14 protein-coding genes and 2 pseudogenes are annotated in these 17,791 nt (G+C 70.3%); 10 read left to right on the forward strand and 6 right to left on the reverse strand.

All coding sequences use genetic code 11. The annotated features are described in order from the left end of the window. Positions 1 to 101 precede the first annotated feature (101 nt). The gene (locus ACGFRF_RS31220) at positions 102 to 827 is read right to left on the reverse strand and encodes a DUF6333 family protein (protein ID WP_393745668.1); all 726 of its coding nucleotides are present in this window, start codon (positions 825 to 827) and stop codon (positions 102 to 104) included. A 62-nt stretch (positions 828 to 889) separates the two neighbouring features. Between ACGFRF_RS31220 and ACGFRF_RS31225 the strand changes: the two genes are divergently transcribed. Beyond that, positions 890 to 1,414, forward strand: a complete 525-nt coding sequence (locus ACGFRF_RS31225) for a hypothetical protein (RefSeq protein ID WP_393745670.1) — start codon at positions 890 to 892, stop codon at positions 1,412 to 1,414. Between the two features lie 32 nt (positions 1,415 to 1,446). On the opposite strand, the gene ACGFRF_RS31230 is transcribed toward ACGFRF_RS31225, so the two are convergent. Further along, complete coding sequence (locus tag ACGFRF_RS31230) at positions 1,447 to 2,136, reverse strand: glycerophosphodiester phosphodiesterase (protein WP_393745672.1); 690 nt, start codon at positions 2,134 to 2,136, stop codon at positions 1,447 to 1,449. A gap of 19 nt (positions 2,137 to 2,155) precedes the next feature. Beyond that, a pseudogene (locus ACGFRF_RS31235) lies at positions 2,156 to 3,364 on the reverse strand (adenosine deaminase). A gap of 17 nt (positions 3,365 to 3,381) precedes the next feature. Between ACGFRF_RS31235 and ACGFRF_RS31240 the strand changes: the two are divergent. Further along, positions 3,382 to 4,320, forward strand: a complete 939-nt coding sequence (locus tag ACGFRF_RS31240; RefSeq protein ID WP_393745674.1) for a DUF4190 domain-containing protein — start codon at positions 3,382 to 3,384, stop codon at positions 4,318 to 4,320. A gap of 565 nt (positions 4,321 to 4,885) precedes the next feature. Here the strand turns inward: ACGFRF_RS31240 and ACGFRF_RS31245 are convergent. Continuing rightward, complete coding sequence (locus ACGFRF_RS31245) at positions 4,886 to 5,449, reverse strand: NADAR family protein (RefSeq protein WP_393745676.1); 564 nt, start codon at positions 5,447 to 5,449, stop codon at positions 4,886 to 4,888. A gap of 209 nt (positions 5,450 to 5,658) precedes the next feature. On the opposite strand from ACGFRF_RS31245, the gene ACGFRF_RS31250 reads away from it, so the two are divergent. From ACGFRF_RS31250 to ACGFRF_RS31285, 8 genes are all read left to right on the forward strand, one after another. After that, positions 5,659 to 7,194 carry a gamma-aminobutyraldehyde dehydrogenase gene (locus tag ACGFRF_RS31250; protein ID WP_393745678.1) on the forward strand — a complete coding sequence of 512 codons (1,536 nt, stop codon included), beginning with the start codon at positions 5,659 to 5,661 and terminating at the stop codon, positions 7,192 to 7,194. Positions 7,195 to 7,262: 68 nt separating this feature from the next. Further along, complete coding sequence (locus tag ACGFRF_RS31255) at positions 7,263 to 8,510, forward strand: spermidine/putrescine ABC transporter substrate-binding protein (protein WP_393745680.1); 1,248 nt, start codon at positions 7,263 to 7,265, stop codon at positions 8,508 to 8,510. After that, entirely contained in the window at positions 8,507 to 9,673 is a 1,167-nt protein-coding gene (locus ACGFRF_RS31260; RefSeq protein ID WP_393745682.1) for an ABC transporter ATP-binding protein, read from the forward strand. The genes ACGFRF_RS31255 and ACGFRF_RS31260 overlap by 4 nt, the downstream gene beginning before the upstream one ends. A gap of 2 nt (positions 9,674 to 9,675) precedes the next feature. Continuing rightward, on the forward strand, positions 9,676 to 10,605 hold the full coding sequence (locus ACGFRF_RS31265) for an ABC transporter permease (RefSeq protein ID WP_393745684.1): 930 nt from the start codon (positions 9,676 to 9,678) through the stop codon (positions 10,603 to 10,605). Beyond that, the gene (locus ACGFRF_RS31270) at positions 10,606 to 11,406 is read left to right on the forward strand and encodes an ABC transporter permease (RefSeq protein WP_393745686.1); all 801 of its coding nucleotides are present in this window, start codon (positions 10,606 to 10,608) and stop codon (positions 11,404 to 11,406) included. Between the two features lie 22 nt (positions 11,407 to 11,428). Next, complete coding sequence (locus tag ACGFRF_RS31275; protein ID WP_393745688.1) at positions 11,429 to 12,859, forward strand: NAD(P)/FAD-dependent oxidoreductase; 1,431 nt, start codon at positions 11,429 to 11,431, stop codon at positions 12,857 to 12,859. Positions 12,860 to 12,985: 126 nt separating this feature from the next. Further along, positions 12,986 to 13,450: a hypothetical protein gene (locus ACGFRF_RS31280; RefSeq protein WP_393745690.1), complete on the forward strand. Its 465-nt coding sequence runs from the start codon at positions 12,986 to 12,988 to the stop codon at positions 13,448 to 13,450. A gap of 85 nt (positions 13,451 to 13,535) precedes the next feature. Further along, positions 13,536 to 15,362, forward strand: coding sequence for a chitinase (locus tag ACGFRF_RS31285; protein WP_393745692.1), 1,827 nt, complete (start codon positions 13,536 to 13,538; stop codon positions 15,360 to 15,362). Positions 15,363 to 15,414: 52 nt separating this feature from the next. On the opposite strand, the pseudogene ACGFRF_RS31290 reads toward ACGFRF_RS31285, so the two are convergent. Then, positions 15,415 to 16,290, reverse strand: a pseudogene (locus ACGFRF_RS31290) (phosphatase PAP2 family protein); the annotation flags it as partial. 64 nt (positions 16,291 to 16,354) lie between these two features. Further along, positions 16,355 to 17,689, reverse strand: a complete 1,335-nt coding sequence (gene gabT / locus ACGFRF_RS31295; RefSeq protein ID WP_393745694.1) for a 4-aminobutyrate--2-oxoglutarate transaminase — start codon at positions 17,687 to 17,689, stop codon at positions 16,355 to 16,357. Between the last annotated feature and the right edge of the window lie 102 nt (positions 17,690 to 17,791).

Here is a 17,791-nt window from a genome sequence, read left to right on the forward strand (position 1 = left end):
ACGTGAGCGCTGCCCGCCCCACCATAGACCTCCACACCGGTAGGTAAGAAAGAGATAAGAAAGTGTCGGAGCGTCAATTTGCTTGTACCGGCGGCGAGTTGTCAGTCCCCGGGAATGAACAGCCCCTCCATGCGGCGGGTCGCGGCCTCGGTGTGCCGGACCCGGAACACGCTCGCCTCGGGCTGGGGCCAGGGCCACGGGTCGGCCTCTCCCAGGGCCAGGGACACGAAGTCGGCCCACTCCACCTCTTCGGGCTCGGCGTCCAGGTCGACGTCGATGTCCGTCAGCGTCCGCTCCGCGATCCCGAGCGCGGCGGCGACCGCGTGAGGATCGCCGGTCAGCTCCCACGGGCCCATGCCGGGCCAGCCGGAGGCGTGGAACATGGCGCCGTCCGGCAGCCACACGATGTCCTCGGTGTGGGACTCGCCGCAGTCGACCTCCACCCGGCCGACGATCCGTGCATCCGGGTACCGCTCCCGTAGCCTGCCCACCTCGTACAGCAGCGGTGTGTTGTCGCCGTTGTCGGCCAGCGCAGGGTCACTGATCCCCAGCACGTTCCCCCACGCCCCGGCCAGGACCACATCGAGATCCGCCCGCTCCGCCGGGTACGGCACCTCGTTCGCCGGCCGGACGCCCAGTTCCTCGAGCACCGCGTCGACCGTGCCGAAAGAGCGGGCGAACTCGCGTGCACGGCCGGGGTCGTTGGCCGGAAGGCTTCGGGCGTCCAGCCGGAAAGGGGGCTGGAGGACGGTGATGTCACAGCGGCCCATCCCGCCGTGCACCATGCGATCCGGCGGCGAGGTCCAGTAGTTGTCGATGTCGCTCATGCCGCACACCGTATTGGCCTCCCATTTTTGAACATGTTCAATTACGGGCGTACGCTCCTGCCATGAGCGACAGAGCCGCCCTGCTCAAGGGCATTCGCGTCTGGCTGGTCTTCTTCGTCGTGTGCCTCGTCCTCAGCGGGGCCACCGCCTTCCCGCTGGTCCACGAACTGCGCTGGACCGAGAACGCGTTGCGGGCACTGTCCGTGCCGGAGCACCTGCCCGGGCTGATGGAGTGGATCTCGCGGGTGCGGGACGGTCTGGACACCGCCGACGCCGAGTACCCCTTCCTCCTCTACGGCACGGACTGGCTGGCCTTCGCCCACCTCGTCATCGCGGTCGCCTTCTACGGCCCCTACCGCGACCCCGTGCGCAACATCTGGGTGATCGAGTTCGGGATGATCGCCTGTGCCGGGATCATCCCGCTCGCCCTCGTCTGCGGCCCCGTCCGGGGAGTTCCCTTCTGGTGGAGCCTGATCGACATGTCGTTCGGGATCATCGGAGTCGTCCCGCTGTACGCCGTACGCAAGAAGATCAAGCGCCTGGAGGCTCTCGACGCCGAGCGGGTCGTACCGGTCCCCGCGGTGTGAACGACCCCTGCCGGGGACCGCGTCGGCAACTGCTATCGCCGCGATCCCCGCTCCGCCCACAGGACGTCGACCCGGTTCGTCGTGATCGAGTCGACACCCAGGTCCAGCAGGCGGCGCATGGAGCGGCGGGTGTCCGGGGTCCAGGCGGACAGGAGGTAGCCGTCGTGGTGGACGCGGGCCGCCAGGTCCCGGCTCACCAGGGAGAAGCGGTAGTTGAGCGAGCGGGGGCGGATCGCGGTCAGCAGCGCGGGCCGGGGCGGGGCGAGGGACGTCCAGGTCAGGGCGATCTCGGCCGCCCGGTCGGCGGCGCGGACGGCGAGCATCGCCTCGGCGCCCGCGCAGTAGTAGACGCGGTCCCCGGCCCCGCACTGCCGCACCACGTCCATGACCCGGTCCACGAGTCGGCGGTCGGCCCGCCCGCACAGGTCCACCATCACCCGGCTGTCCCCGGTCGCGGCCAGTGCCTCCGCGAGCGTCGGCACACCGCCCGCCGTGAGTCCGCGCAACTCGTCGGCGGACAGCGCTCGCAGCGGCCGGTCGAGTTCCCACAGCCGCTCCAGCGTCTCGTCGTGCAGCAGCACGGGAACGCCGTCACGGGTGAGCCGTACGTCGACCTCCACCGCGTCCGCGCCCTGGTCGAGCGCGGAACGCAGCGAGTCGATCGTGTTCTCGCGGAAGCGGTAGGGGTCGCCGCGGTGGGCCACGGCGGTCACGGTCTGCATGGCCCCATTGTGGTGTGCGTCAGACCGTGAGCCACGCGGCGGTGTAGGTGTCGATCTCCGCCGCGATCCGTGCCTTGCCCCGCGCGTCCAGGAAGGACGCCTCGACGGCGTTCTTCGCCAGGTTGGCGAGGCCGCGCTCGTCCAGGTCGAGCAGGCGGGCGGCCACCGCGTACTCGTTGTTGAGGTCGGTGCCGAACATCGGCGGGTCGTCCGAGTTGATCGTGACCAGTACCCCGGCGCGCGTGAACTCCTTGATCGGGTGCTCGTCCAGGGTGCGGACCGCGCGCGTGGCGATGTTGGACGTGGGGCAGACCTCCAGCGGGATGCGGTGCTCGGCGAGATGGGCGAGCAGCTCGGGGTCCTGCGCCGAGCTGGTGCCGTGCCCGATGCGCTCGGCCCGCAGCTCGTTCAGCGCGTCCCACACCGTCTCCGGGCCGGTCGTCTCACCGGCGTGCGGGACGGAGTGCAGCCCCGCGGCGATGGCCCGGTCGAAGTACGGCTTGAACTGCGGCCGGGGAACGCCGACCTCGGGCCCGCCGAGCCCGAACGACACCAGGCCCTCCGGGCGGATCCGGTCGTCGGTGGCCAGCCGCGCGGTCTCCTCCGCGGACTCGAGTCCGGCCTCGCCGGGAATGTCGAAGCACCAGCGCAGGACGGTCCCGAACTCGGCCTCGGCCGCCTTGCGGGCGTCCTCGATCGCGGCCATGAACGCCGCCTCCTCGATACCACGCCGGGTGGAGGAGAACGGGGTGATGGTCAGCTCGGCGTAGCGCACCTGCTGGCGGGCCAGGTCGCGGGCCACCTCGTACGTGAGCAGCCGCACGTCCTCCGGGGTGCGGATCAGGTCGACGACCGACAGATACACCTCGATGAAGTGCGCGAAGTCGGTGAAGGTGAAGTAGTCGGCCAGGGCCTCGGGATCGGTGGGGACCTTGGAGTCGGGGTGGCGCGCGGCCAGTTCCGAGACGATGCGCGGGGAGGCGGAGCCGACGTGGTGGACGTGCAGCTCGGCCTTGGGCAGTCCGGCGATGAAGGTTCGCAGATCGCGGTCGGCCGTGCCCACGGCGGGTACGGAGCTGCTGGCGGTCATGGGGTCCTCCCCGGGACGGGCGCCCGCCGGAGCGAGGTCCGGTGCGGGGCGCGGTGATCGGCTGATCGATGACGCGGGATCATCGTAGGCCCCGGTCCACGCCGTTCCGAGCGGCCCGTAGCATGACGGGACGTCCAGCAGAGGGGGCTTCCAGCATGTCCGACGAGGTGCCGCAGTCCACACCACCGGAACAGAGCACCGGGGGAGTGCCGACGTCGCCTCGAGTGTCCCTGGACAAGGCGACGACGGCCCCGGCACCCGGCCGGACGCAGGATGCCGTCCAGGGTTCGGTCCAGGACGCCGCGCAGGTGCGGGATGCCGTCCCGGCGCCGGGACGGCCGTACGCGCCGGTGCAGGACTCGATACCGGCGGCCCCCCGGGACGCGGCGGTCCCGGCCCAGGCTCCCGGCTCCGTCGTCCAGGACCAGCAGACGCTGACCTCGCTGCCGGCGGCCCCCGGCGTGCCCGCCGAGGGCGTGCCCGCGCGGTGGGCCGGCCCGGCCGAGTCCGGCGCACCCCCCGCGAACCCGTTCGCGCCGCCGGCCGACCCTGCTCCGGCGAACCCCTACGCCCCACCCGCAGTGCCCGCGAACCCGTACGCCCCGCCGACTGCCCCGGCGGCCACCGGCAGTCCCTTCGCCCCGCCGGCGCCGCCCGCCGCGCGGCACGGGGGAACGGAATCCGTGCCTCCGCCGCCCATCGCGCCCGACGGGCCGGGACAGGTGCCGTACGGCTATCCGGGCGGGCCGTCGGGGTACGGCTACCCGGGGCAGCCGGGGCCGCAGCCGACGTACGGCAGCCCCTATCCGGCCCCGAACGGCTACGGCTGGCCCGGTATGCAGCCGGCCCCGAGCGACGGCATGGGAACGGCCTCCCTGGTGCTGGGAATCCTGGCGTCGCTCGGCTTCCTGCTGTGGCCGGTGGCCCTGGTGCTGGGCATCCTGGCGATCATCTTCGGCGCGATCGGCCGCGGTAAGGCCGGTCGGGGCGAGGCCACCAACCCGGGCGTGGCCCTGGCCGGCCTCATCTGCGGAGCCACCGGCATCGTTCTGGTACTCGCCCTGTTCGCCTTCATCATCGCCTTCCGTACCTGAGGCAGCACCGGACGGTCCGCTGCGCGGGCTGAGGCGTGACCGCGCGTGTCCGGCATCCCCAGACAGAGGGGTGACCGCGCGACCGGCACTGAAGGTCTGAGGGTGACCGCGCGACCGGCAGCCATTGTCTGAGGGGTGACCGCGTGTCCGGCATCCCCAGACATGAGGGGGTGACCGCACGACCGCACCCAAGGTCTGAGAGTTGACCGCGCGACCGGCAGCCAAGGCTTGAGAAGTGACCGCGCTCGTCCCGTGCCCCGAACCCAGAGGCCGGACTGCGCGATCTGCATCCAAGAGCCAAGGTCTGCACGCGCGGCCGTCACCAAGACCCGGCGCGGAGTCGCGCGCGTCCGGCGCCGGAGCGGGACGCGTGCGCTGTCCGCGGGTCTGGGCCGATGCGTCCCCCAGCCGGCTCTGGCCCGGACCCCCACCGCCGCTGCCCGCCCACTTCGGACTCCCCGGGTCCGCCCACCTCGGGCTCCCCGGGTCCGCTCACTTCGCGACTCCCCGGGTCCGCCCACCTCGGTTTCCGGGTCCGCCCGCCTCGGTCCCCCGGCCCGCCCCCTCAGGCCCCCGCGCCCGCCAGTCTTTCCCGGGCCTCCATCAGGGCGAAGCCCAGGAGATTGGGGCCGCGCCAGCGTTCGGGGTCCGATGCCGCCTCGTCGTCCGCCGCGAGGCCGATGCCCCAGATGCGGTCCACGGGGCTCGCCTCGACCAGCACCCGGTCACCGGTACCCAGCAGGAACATCCGGAGGTCGTCGTCGGCCGCGAACTTGTGCACGCTGCCCTCGACCACGATCCGGAAGCGCTCCCGCTCCCATATCGCCCCGTCGAAGCCCCGGACCAGCCGCCCCGCCTTCTTGGCCTGGGAGGGGTGCTCCGCGGCCAGCACCCGGCGCTCCGCCTCCGCGTCACCGAACAGCCGGGCCTTGCCCGCCATCATCCAGTGCTCGGCCGTCGCGTACGCCACACCGTCCACCACGAACGGTGACGGCCACCACTGGCTCAGACAGCTCGCGCCGATCCTGCCGTCCGGCCGCGGCCGGTGTCCCCAGAAATGCAGGTACTTGATCCGGGCCCCCGCCCGGACCTCCCTGATCAGGGGCTCCACCCCGTCGATCTTTGCCATGCACGCGAGTGTGGCACGCACCACTGACACTCCGTCCGCCCTTTTCCGCCGTGACTCGACACCTGGTCGACAGATTCCGTCGCGTAACCAAAAGGCAACAACGGAATCACTTGTTGGAGTCCTATAGCTCTGTCAGGATCGGCACTCAAATCGAGCTGGAGCTACGCCACCCTCCCCCCGGGACGGGGCGAACGGCGGAGGAGAGCGACATGCACAACCCGGGCACCGCCACCCCGGAACGATTCCCCGCGCAGGACCGGTTCGCGGACGGCGCGCAGTTCATCGCCGGCCGCCTCACCCAGGGCGCCTCGGGCCGTACCCACGCCGTGGTCGACCCCGCCACCGGTGCGGAGGTGTACACCTACGAGCTGGCCGGCACCGACGACGTCGACGCGGCCGTCGCCGCCGCGCGCGAGGCCTTCCCGGGCTGGGCCTCCGCCACCCCGGGCGAGCGCTCGGACGCCCTGCACCGGTTCGCCGCCGTGCTGGCCGACCGCGCCGAGGAGTTCGCCCGCGCGGAGTCCCTGCAGTGCGGCAAGCCGCTGAAGCTCACGCGCGAGTTCGACGTGCCGGGGACCATCGACAACACCGCCTTCTTCGCCGGTGCCGCGCGGCATCTGCAGGGGCAGTCCGCCGGTGAGTACTCCGGTGACCACACCTCGTACGTCCGGCGCGAGCCCATCGGTGTCGTCGGCTCCGTCGCGCCCTGGAACTACCCGCTCCAGATGGCCGCCTGGAAGATCCTCCCGGCGATCGCCGCCGGAAACACCATCGTCCTGAAGCCGGCCGAGCTGACCCCGCTCACCTCGCTGCTCTTCGCCCGGGCCGCCACGGACGCCGGTATCCCGGACGGGGTCGTCAACATCGTCACCGGTGCCGGGAAGGAGGCCGGGGAGCACCTGGTCGGCCACCCGGACGTGGCCATGACCTCCTTCACCGGCTCCACGCCCGTCGGCAAGCGCGTCGCCGAGATCGCCACCGCCACCGTCAAGCGCCTCCACCTGGAGCTTGGCGGCAAGGCCCCGTTCGTCGTCTTCGACGACGCCGATCTGGAGGCGGCCGTCCACGGCGCCGTGGCCGGTGCGCTCATCAACACCGGGCAGGACTGCACGGCCGCCACGCGCGCGTACGTGCAGCGCCCGCTGTACGAGGCGTTCGTGGAGCGGACCGCCGCCCTGATGGAGACCGTACGGCTCGGCGATCCCTTCGCGCCCGGTACCGACCTCGGGCCGCTCATCTCGCACGCCCAGCGGGACCGAGTCGCCGGCTTCGTGGACCGCGCGCGCGCCTATGCGCGCGTGGTGACCGGCGGCGAGGCGCCGAAGGGCGACCTCGAGGACGGCGCCTACTACCGGCCCACCCTGATCGCCGGCGCCGCGCAGGACAGCGAGATCGTCCAGTCCGAGATCTTCGGACCAGTACTGGTCGTACTGCCGTTCGACGGTGATGATGAAGGCATCCGGCTGGCCAACGACACCCCGTACGGACTGGCCGCCTCCGCCTGGAGCCGCGACGTCTACCGGGCGAACCGTGCCACCCGTGAGATCAAGGCGGGCTGTGTGTGGATCAACGACCACATCCCGATCATCAGCGAGATGCCGCACGGCGGCTTTCAGGCCTCCGGCTTCGGCAAGGACATGTCGGCGTACTCCTTCGAGGAGTACACGCAGGTCAAGCACGTAATGTTCGACAACACCGCGGTGGCCCGCAAGGACTGGCACCGCACCATCTTCGGGGACCGATAGAGCCGACGGAACCGGCCGCCGACCACCGGCCGGCCGCCACCCATCCCTCCCGAAAGGGCACCACGCGCATGGAGCAGTACGAGCCCGACCGCCTGACCCCGGCCCAAGTGGCCGCCATGCGGCGCAGTCTGCGCAACGGCAGGGCCGCCATGACCCGCCGCTCGCTGCTGCGGGCCTCCGCGGGCGGCGCGCTCGCGATCGGCGGACTCGGGGCGCTGAGCGCCTGCGGGATCCCCGCGGCGGGCAAGACGCAGGGCGGCACCTCCGCGGAGGACCACTCGGCCCAGGAGAAGAAGGTGAACTTCTCCAACTGGACCGAGTACATCGACGTCGACGACAAGGGCAAGCACCACCCGACGCTCGACACCTTCCGCAGGCGGACCGGCATCACGGTCAACTACACCGAGGACATCAACGACAACAACGAGTTCTTCGGCAAGATCAAGCCGCAGCTCGCCGCGGGCCAGGACACCGGCCGCGACATCATCGTCCTCACCGACTGGCTGGCCGCCCGGCTGATCCGCCTCGGCTGGGTGCAGAAGCTGGACCCGTCCAACCTGCCGCACGCCTACACCAACCTCTCGCCCCAGTTCCGCAACCCCGACTGGGACCCCGGGCGGGCGTACTCGTACCCCTGGCAGGGCATCTCCACCGTCATCGCCTACAACAAGAAGGCGCTGGACGGCATCGAGGTGAAGTCGGTCTCCGACCTGCTCGACAACCCCAAGCTCAAGGGCCGCGTCGGCTTCCTGTCGGAGATGCGCGACTCCATCGGCATGACCATGCTCGACATGGGCAAGGACCCGGGGAAGTTCACCGACGACGACTTCGACGCGGTGATCGCCCGCCTCCAGAAGGCCGTCGACAAGGGGCAGATCCGCCGCTTCACCGGCAACGACTACACGTCCGACCTCACCAAGGGCGACTTCGCGGCCTGCGTCGCCTGGGCCGGTGACGTGGTCCAACTCAAGGCGGACAGCCCGGACGTGGACTTCGTCATCCCGGACAGCGGATACATGACGTCGACCGACAACATGTGCGTTCCCAACAAGGCGCGTCACAAGACGAACGCCGAGCGGCTCATCGACTTCTACTACGAGCCCGAGCCGGCCGCCGCGCTCGCCGCCTACATCAACTACGTGACGCCGGTCGACGGCGTGAAGCCCTACCTTGCGAAGATCGACAAGGACGCGGCGAACAATCCGCTGATCGTTCCCGACAAGGCCATGCAGGCGAAGTCCCATGCCTTCCGCTCCCTGAGCCAGAAGGAAGAGACGGCCTACGAAGAGAAGTTCGCGAAGCTCACAGGGGCGTGACGACGATGAAGACGACACCAGACAACAGCGGCGACGTCCGCCTCTCCGGCATCTCCAAGACCTACGGCGCCTTCACCGCCGTGCACCCGCTGGACCTGACCGTGCCGCAGGGCTCCTTCTTCGCCCTGCTCGGCGCCTCCGGCTGCGGCAAGACCACCACCCTGCGCATGATCGCGGGACTGGAGGAGCCCTCCTCGGGGACCGTGCGCCTCGGCGACCAGGACGTCACGCACCTGCCGCCGTACAAGCGGCCGGTCAACACGGTGTTCCAGTCCTATGCCCTCTTCCCGCACCTGGACATCTTCGAGAACGTCGCCTTCGGCCTGCGCCGGCGCGGCATCAAGAGCGTGAAGAAGCAGGTGGAGGAGATGCTCGAGCTGGTCCAGCTGGGCGAGCAGGCGCGTAAGAAGCCGCACCAGCTCTCCGGTGGCCAGCAGCAGCGTGTCGCCGTGGCCCGTGCGCTGATCAACCACCCCAAGGTGCTGCTCCTCGACGAGCCGCTCGGCGCCCTCGACCTCAAACTGCGCCGCCAGATGCAGCTGGAGCTCAAGCGCATCCAGACCGAGGTCGGCATCACCTTCGTCCACGTCACGCACGACCAGGAGGAGGCCATGACCATGGCCGACACGGTCGCCGTGATGAACGCGGGGCGCGTGGAGCAGCTCGGCTCGCCCACCGACCTGTACGAGAACCCGCGGACGACGTTCGTCGCGAACTTCCTCGGTACCTCCAACCTCATCGAGGCCGAGGTCGACACGAAGAGCGGCGACGACATCGTGCTCAAGGCGGGCGGCGGCAAGCTGGTGCTTCCCGAGGCCCGCTGTTCCGCCCCGACGACGGCCGGCGGCAGGGTGCTGGTCGGCATCCGCCCGGAGAAGATCTCGCTCACGCACGCCGACGACGCGGGCTCGATCCCCGAAGGCCGTAACCGCCTCACCGGCAAGATCGCCGACGCGAGTTTCATCGGTGTCTCCACGCAGTACGTCATCGACAGCCCGGTCTGTGACGAACTCGCGGTGTACGTGCAGAACGTCGAGCGGGACGGCCGGCTCGTCCGCGGCGCCGACGTCGTCCTGCACTGGAGCCCGGCCCACACCTTCGGCCTGGACGCGGCCCAGGACATCGACGCCGGTGTGGAGACCGTCGAGGAAGAGGCCGCATAGACATGTCGACGCTCACCGAGGCGCCCCCGCCTCTCAGTCCCGCCGCGCCGGAGAAGAAGCCCCCGCGCAAGCGCGGCCGGTTCACCCCGTACTGGCTGCTGCTGCCCGGCATGCTGTGGCTGATCGTCTTCTTCGCGCTGCCGATGATCTACCAGGCCTCCACCTCCGTCCAGCAGGGCTCCCTGGAGGAGGGCTACAAGGTCACCTGGCACTTCGCGACCTACTGGGACGCGCTCGCCGAGTACTGGCCGCAGTTCCTGCGCTCGGTGCTCTACGCGGCCTCCGCGACGATCCTGTGCCTGCTGCTCGGCTATCCGCTGGCCTACATGATCGCCTTCCGCGCGGGCCGCTGGAAGAACCTGATCATGATCCTGGTGATCGCCCCGTTCTTCACCAGCTTCCTGATCCGCACCCTGGCGTGGAAGACGATCCTCGCGGACAACGGCCTGGTCGTGCAGACGCTGAACTCGCTGCACATCCTGGACCTCACCAGCTGGATCGGCTGGACGGCCGGCGACCGGGTGCTGGCTACCCCCCTCGCGGTCGTCTGCGGCCTGACGTACAACTTCCTGCCGTTCATGATCCTGCCCCTGTACACCTCGCTGGAGCGGATCGACGGGCGGCTGCACGAGGCGGCCGGCGACCTGTACGCCAAGCCGTGGACCACCTTCCGCAAGGTCACCTTCCCGCTGTCGATGCCGGGCGTGGTCTCCGGCACGCTGCTGACCTTCATCCCCGCGGCCGGCGACTACGTCAACGCCGAACTCCTCGGCTCCGCCGACACCCGCATGATCGGCAACGTCATCCAGACACAGTTCCTGCGGATTCTGGACTATCCGACGGCGGCCGCCCTCTCCTTCATCCTCATGGCCGCGATCCTGGCCATGGTCACGATCTACATCCGCCGCTCCGGGACGGAGGATCTGGTCTAAATGCCCTTCGTCACCTGGCTCAAGCGCCATCTCGTCATCATCGCCGGCCTTGTCACCCTCGCCTACCTGCTCCTGCCGAACGTCATCGTCACGGTGTTCTCCTTCAACAAACCGAAGGGACGCTTCAACTACGAATGGCAGCAGTTCTCGACGGACGCCTGGAAGGACCCGTGCGGCGTCGCCGACATGTGCGGCTCACTGTCCATCAGCCTCCAGATCGCCGTGTGGGCGACGATGGGCGCCACACTCCTCGGCACGATGATCGCTTTCGCGCTGGTCCGCTACCGCTTCCGCGCGCGCGGTGCCGTCAACTCGCTGATCTTCCTGCCGATGGCGATGCCCGAGGTCGTCATGGCCGCCTCGCTGCTCACCCTGTTCCTCAACATGGGTGCCCCGCTGGGCTTCTGGACGATCCTGATCGCCCACATCATGTTCTGCCTCAGCTTCGTCGTCACCGCCGTCAAGGCCCGCGTGATGTCGATGGACGCGCGACTGGAGGAGGCCGCGCGGGACCTGTACGCCGGCCCGGTGCAGACCTTCCTGCGGGTCACCCTGCCCATCGCGGCGCCGGGTATCGCCGCGGGCGCGCTGCTCTCGTTCGCGCTGTCCTTCGACGATTTCATCATCACCAATTTCAACGCCGGCTCGACCGTCACGTTCCCCATGTTCGTGTGGGGTTCGGCGCAGCGCGGAACGCCCGTGCAGATCAACGTGATCGGCACGGCCATGTTCCTCGTCGCCGTGCTGTTCGTCCTGACCTCGATGGTCATCACCAATCGCCGTAACAAGCAAAAGGCATAAGCCCCTGTAGGGAGTTGAAATCATGGCCCCAAGCGCCATGAGCCGTGGCAAAGACAACTGGATCTCCTCTCTTTCCGAAGCCCAGCCGGTCCCGTACTGGCTGGAAGACCCCGGCAAGCCACCCGCCGAGCCCGCCCTCACCGGCACCGAGACCTGCGATCTGCTGGTCGTCGGCGGCGGCTACAGCGGACTGTGGACCGCGCTCAACGCCAAGGAGCGCGACCCGCAGCGCGAGGTGGTCCTGCTGGAAGGCCGCGAGGTGGGCTGGGCCGCCTCCGGCCGCAACGGCGGCTTCTGCGCCGCCTCCCTCACCCACGGGCTGCCCAACGGGCTCACCCGCTGGCCCGACGAGATCCACACGCTGGAGGAGCTGGGCCGGCGCAACCTCGACGAGATCGAGGCCGCGATCGCCCGGTACGGCCTCGACTGCGACTTCGAGCGCACCGGCGAGATCGATGTCGCCACCGAGACCTACCAGGCCTGGGAACTGCGGGACTGGCACCGGGAGTTGACGGAGAAGGGCCTCGCGGACGGCATCGAGTTCCTGGACGCGGATGCCGTGCGCGAGCAGGTGAACTCGCCCACCTTCGAGGCGGGCCTGTGGGACCGCAGGGGCGTGGCGATGCTGCACCCGGCGAAGCTGGCGTGGGGCCTGAAACGGGCGTGCACGGAGCTGGGCGTGCGGGTGTACGAGCACACGCCCGCGCTGACCCTGAAGCAGTACGGCGCCGGCATGGCCGTACGCACGCCGTACGGCGCGGTCCGCGCCCGCAGGGTCGCGCTCGGTACGAACATCTTCCCGAGCCTGCTGCGCCGCGTGCGCTCCTACACCGTCCCGGTCTACGACTACGCGCTGATGACCGAGCCGCTGAGCGCGGACCAGCTGGCGGAGATCGGCTGGAAGAACCGGCAGGGGCTGGGGGACAGCGCCAACCAGTTCCACTACTTCCGGCTGTCCGCGGACAACCGCGTCCTGTGGGGCGGCTACGACGCGATCTACCCCTACGGGGGCCGGGTGCGCGCCGAGTACGACGACCGGCCGGAGACGTACGCCAAGCTCGCGGGCCACTTCTTCGCCTGCTTCCCGCAGCTGGAGGGCGTCCGCTTCACCCACGCCTGGGGCGGCGCGATCGACACCTGCTCCCGCTTCTCGGCGTTCTTCGGCACCGCGCACCAGGGGAAGGTCGCGTACGCGGCGGGCTACACCGGCCTCGGCGTCGGCGCGACCCGCTTCGGCGCGGACGTGATGCTGGACCTGCTGGACGGGGAGCGCACCGAGCGGACCGAGCTGGAGATGGTCCGCAAGAAGCCGCTGCCGTTCCCGCCGGAGCCCTTCACCTGGACGGGTATCGCCCTCACCAAGTGGTCCCTGGCCCAGGCGGACGCGCACGGCGGCCGCCGCAACCTGTGGCTGCGGACGATGGACCGGCTGGGGCTGGGCTTCGACAGCTGACCACTCCGCGGGCGGTGTGGGTCGGCTCACTCGAAAGAGGGGGTGGAACCCGCGTAATGCCGGCAGCAAGGCCTCCCTCTCTCTCCGTGACGCCACCGCGTCCGTGAGAGAAAGGGAGGCCTACTCATGACTGGGGCGAAGACGGCGGTCGAATGGCTGGCATCCGTCGCACCGGACCCCGACGCCTGCCGCTGGGAATGGGAGCGAAACCCCCTCGGGGTCGCCCTGCTGCCCGCCGGCAAGGCCTGGGACGTCCTGATCCTGCCGGGCGACCTCGGCTACCCGACCCTGGACGTACTCACCCGCGTCCTCGGCCGGCCCGGCCCGGTGCTCGTCGACTTCGGCGACAGCCGGGTCGGGTTCTTCGTGCCGCCCGGCACCGCGGCCCGCTGGCTCGGCACCGGCATCCGTACCGCCGGATCCGGCACCTGGATCGTCGTACCGCACCCGGGCCGGGCGAGCCGGGGGGTGCGCTGGCTGGTCCCGCCGGACGGCTCGGGCACGCTGACCGATCCCGCGCTGCTGGAGCTGGCCCTGCACGAGGCGGCGGCCGGGCCGGCCCGTGTCAGGGCGAGTGATGAGGGCGGGTAGCGCCGGGACACCTTGACAAGAGGATTGGTCTGGACCAAATTGAGGGCGCTCCACCCCTCCAACTCCCCCCTCGCCGGAGGCCTTTGTGGAACGCGCCCGACGCGCTCACGGCGCCAGACGCCCCAGAACCGTCCTCGCCCTGCTCACGGCCGCGCTGCTGGCCGTGCCCGGTATCACCGCGCTCTCGTCGGCCGCCCGTGCGGCCGACGCGGACGTCAGCCGCAACGGCGGCTTCGAGTCCGGTCTGACCGGCTGGACCTGCACGGCCGGTACCACGGTGAGCTCGCCCGTGCACAGCGGGACTTCCGCGCTGCAGGCCACCCCGGCCGGCAGCGACAACGCCCAGTGCGCGCAGACGGTGACCGTCCAGCCCGACGCCCAGTACACCCTGACCGGCTACGTCCGCGGCTCCTACGTCTACCTCGGCGCGAACGGCACCGGCACCACCGACGTCTCCACCTGGACCCAGTCCGCCCCGGACTGGCAGAAGCTGAGCACCACCTTCCGTACCGGCGCCACGACCACCAAGGTCACCATCTACACCCACGGCTGGTACGGCACCGGCGCCTACCACGCCGACGACATCTCCCTGGTCGGCCCCGGCGGCAGCGGCACCGGACAGCCGCCCGCCGCGCCCACCGGCCTGAGGACCACCGCCGTCACCTCGTCCTCCGTCGCCCTGTCCTGGTCGGCGGTCACCGGCGCCACGAGCTACGCCGTCTACCGCGACGGGGCCAGGGTCCAGACCGTGAGCGGTACGTCGGCGACCGTCACCGGCCTCGCGGCCTCGACCGCGTACGGCTTCCAGGTCACCGCGAGCAACGACGCCGGCGAGTCCGCGAAGTCCGCGGTCGTGACGGCGACGACCGGCACCGGCAGCGGTGGCGGCTCCGCCGACCTGCCCGCCCACGCCCTCGTCGGCTACCTCCACGCGAGCTTCGCCAACGGCTCCGGCCACACCCGCCTCGCGGACGTCCCCGACAGCTGGGACATCATCGACCTGGCCTTCGGCGAGCCCACCTCGACCACCTCCGGCGACATCCGCTTCCACCGCTGCCCGGTCACCGAGTGCCCGAACGTTGAGAGCGACGCCGACTTCAAGGCCGCGATCAAGGCCAAGCAGGCGGCCGGCAAGAAGGTGCTGATCTCGATCGGCGGCCAGAACGGCCAGGTCCAGCTGACCACGACGGCCGCGCGGGACACCTTCGTCTCCTCCGTCTCGAGGATCATCGACGAGTACGGCCTCGACGGCCTCGACATCGACTTCGAGGGTCACTCGCTGTCCCTGAACGCGAACGACACGGACTTCAAGAACCCCACGACGCCCGTGATCGTCAACCTCATCTCGGCGCTGAAGACCCTGAAGGCCCAGTACGGCGCGAAGTTCGTGCTGACGATGGCACCCGAGACCTTCTTCGTGCAGAACGGCTACCAGTACTACGGCACCGGCAAGTGGGGCGGCCAGGACCCGCGCTGCGGGGCGTACCTCCCGGTCATCCACGCCCTGCGCGACGACCTCACCCTGCTGCACGTCCAGGACTACAACTCGGGACCGATCATGGGTCTGGACAACCAGTACCACTCCATGGGCGGCGCCGACTTCCACATCGCCATGACCGACATGCTCCTCACCGGCTTCCCGGTCGCGGGCGACGCCACCAACGTCTTCCCGCCGCTGCGCCCCGACCAGGTCGCCATCGGCATGCCGGCGTCGACGAACGCGGGCAACGGCCACGTGGCTCCCTCCGAGGTCACCAAGACCCTGGACTGCCTGACGAAGAGGACGAACTGCGGCTCGTACGCGACCCACGGGACCTGGCCCGCTCTGCGTGGTCTGATGACCTGGTCGGTGAACTGGGACCGCTACTCGAACTGGGAGTTCCAGAAGACCTTCGACGCCTACTTCGGCTGAGCACGAGGGACAGGACGGCCAGCAGCACCGTGCACAGGCACCAGCTGGCCACCACGTCCAGCGGCCAGTGCCAGCCCCGGCGGACCAGGCCGTAGGACACCGCGAGGACCAGGGCCACGCACGCGGCCACCAGGATCCGGCGGGCGGTGGGCGAGCGGAGCCAGGACAGCAGGAGCAGGGTCGCGGAGCCGTACGCGATCGCGGCCGTCGCCGTATGACCCGACGGGAAGTAGCCGACGGCCGGGGGCACCACGGGGGTCCCCGGCCGCGCGGTCCAGTCCTTGACCGGTACGACGACCGCCGGGACCAGCGCCGTCAGGACGGCCGCGGCGACGGGCGGCAGCCACCACCGGTCCATACCGGTGCCCCGTCCCCGCCACGCCGCGTACCCGAGGACCACGGCGAGCACGGGGACGGCGACCTGGATGTTGCCGAGGTCGGAGAGCAGTTCGGAGAACCGGTCCGGATGGACCAGGGCCCGGCTGAGGCGGGCGTCCAGGCGCAGGAGCGGGCCGTGGACGACGACCTGCCAGGTGATCAGCGCGAAGAGGACGGCCGGGACGCCGAGGAGCAGGGAGCGGCGGGCTGAGGTCGACACGGGCCCAGCTTCGCAGGTCCGGCTGTGCGGGGGACGGCTGAGGTCCGCCGGAAGGAGGTCGGCCGCCCCGGAACGGGGGGGTGGTTCCGAGGCGGCCGTCCGGATCGGAACGTCGCACGCCCCGGGGGGTTTGGGGCGGCGACCGTCCGATCGGTGAGGAGATCCCGGCGTCAGGCGCCGGTTGTGTGCGCGAGGGCACGACCAGGTCGAAGCTGGGGAGGCCCCGGCCTGAGGTCGCCCACAGTCCCCTGTGGGCGGGGTGTATCTCTCATCTCGGTAGAACCTACGGCAGGCCGAGGCGCTTGGGCAGACCGAATCGCGTCCCGTCATCCACCCCGCACACCTTCTTCACACGGCCTGCCGCAGGCACCCGTCACAGGTGCGGACCAGTCGCTCAGATGCGCGAAAAGGCCTGCTCGATGATGTCGAGGCCCTCGTTCAGCAGGTCCTCGCCGATGACCAGCGGCGGCAGGAAGCGCAGCACGTTGCCGTAGGTGCCACAGGTGAGCACCAGCAGGCCCTCGGCGTGGCAGGCCTTGGCGAGCGCGGCGGTGGCCTCCGGGTTCGGCTCCTTGGTGCCGCGGTCCTTGACCAGCTCGATGGCGATCATCGCGCCACGGCCGCGGACGTCACCGATGACGTCGAACTTCTCGGCCATGGCGGTGAGGCGACCCTTCATGATCTCCTCGATGCGCTTGGCCCTGCCGTTGAGGTCCAGCTCCTTCATCGTCTCGATGGCGCCGAGCGCACCGGCGCAGGCCACCGGGTTGCCGCCGTAGGTACCGCCCAGGCCACCGGCGTGCGCGGCGTCCATGATCTCGGCGCGACCGGTCACGGCGGCCAGCGGCAGACCACCGGCGATGCCCTTGGCGGTGGTGATCAGGTCCGGGACGATGCCCTCGTCCTCGCACGCGAACCACTGGCCGGTACGGCAGAAGCCGGACTGGATCTCGTCGGCGACGAAGACGATGCCGTTGTCGTTGGCGAACTTCACGATCTCCGGCAGGAAGCCCTTGGCCGGCTCGATGAAGCCGCCCTCACCGAGGACCGGCTCGATGATGATCGCGGCGACGTTGTCGGGGCCGACCTGCTTGGTGATCTGGTCGATGGCCTGCTTGGCGGCCTCGGGGCCGGCGTTCTCCGGACCGGTCGGCCAGCGGTACGCGTACGCGACGGGCACCCGGTAGACCTCGGGCGCGAACGGCCCGAACCCGTGCTTGTACGGCATGTTCTTGGCGGTGAGCGCCATGGTGAGGTTGGTGCGCCCGTGGTACCCGTGGTCGAACACGACCACGGCCTGCCGCTTGGTGTACGCGCGCGCGATCTTGACGGCGTTCTCGACGGCCTCGGCGCCCGAGTTGAACAGAGCGGACTTCTTGGCGTGGTCACCCGGGGTCAGCTCCGCGAGGGCCTCGGCGACCTCCACGTAGCCCTCGTACGGCGTGACCATGAAACAGGTGTGGGTGAAGTCGGCCAGCTGGGCGGAGGCCCGGCGGACGACGGCCTCGGCGGACGCGCCCACGCTCGTCACCGCGATACCGGAACCGAAGTCGATGAGCCGGTTCCCGTCGACGTCCTCGATGATCCCGCCGCCCGCACGCGCGGTGAAGACCGGCAGCACGGAACCCACGCCCTGGGCGACCACGGCGGTACGGCGGGCCTGCAGCTCCTGCGACTTCGGGCCGGGGATGGCGGTGACGACGCGGCGCTCCTGCGGAAGTGCGGTCATGGGGGCTCCCTGATGATCTTGCGTACCGGGCGGTCCCGGGCTGTTCCGGGCGGTGCGTTCTCGGACGCTTACCTATCCTTCTTCGCAGGCTAGGGCCGGGTG

It is taken from the genome of Streptomyces sp. NPDC048521, assembly GCF_043199855.1.
Taxonomy (GTDB): domain Bacteria; phylum Actinomycetota; class Actinomycetes; order Streptomycetales; family Streptomycetaceae; genus Streptomyces.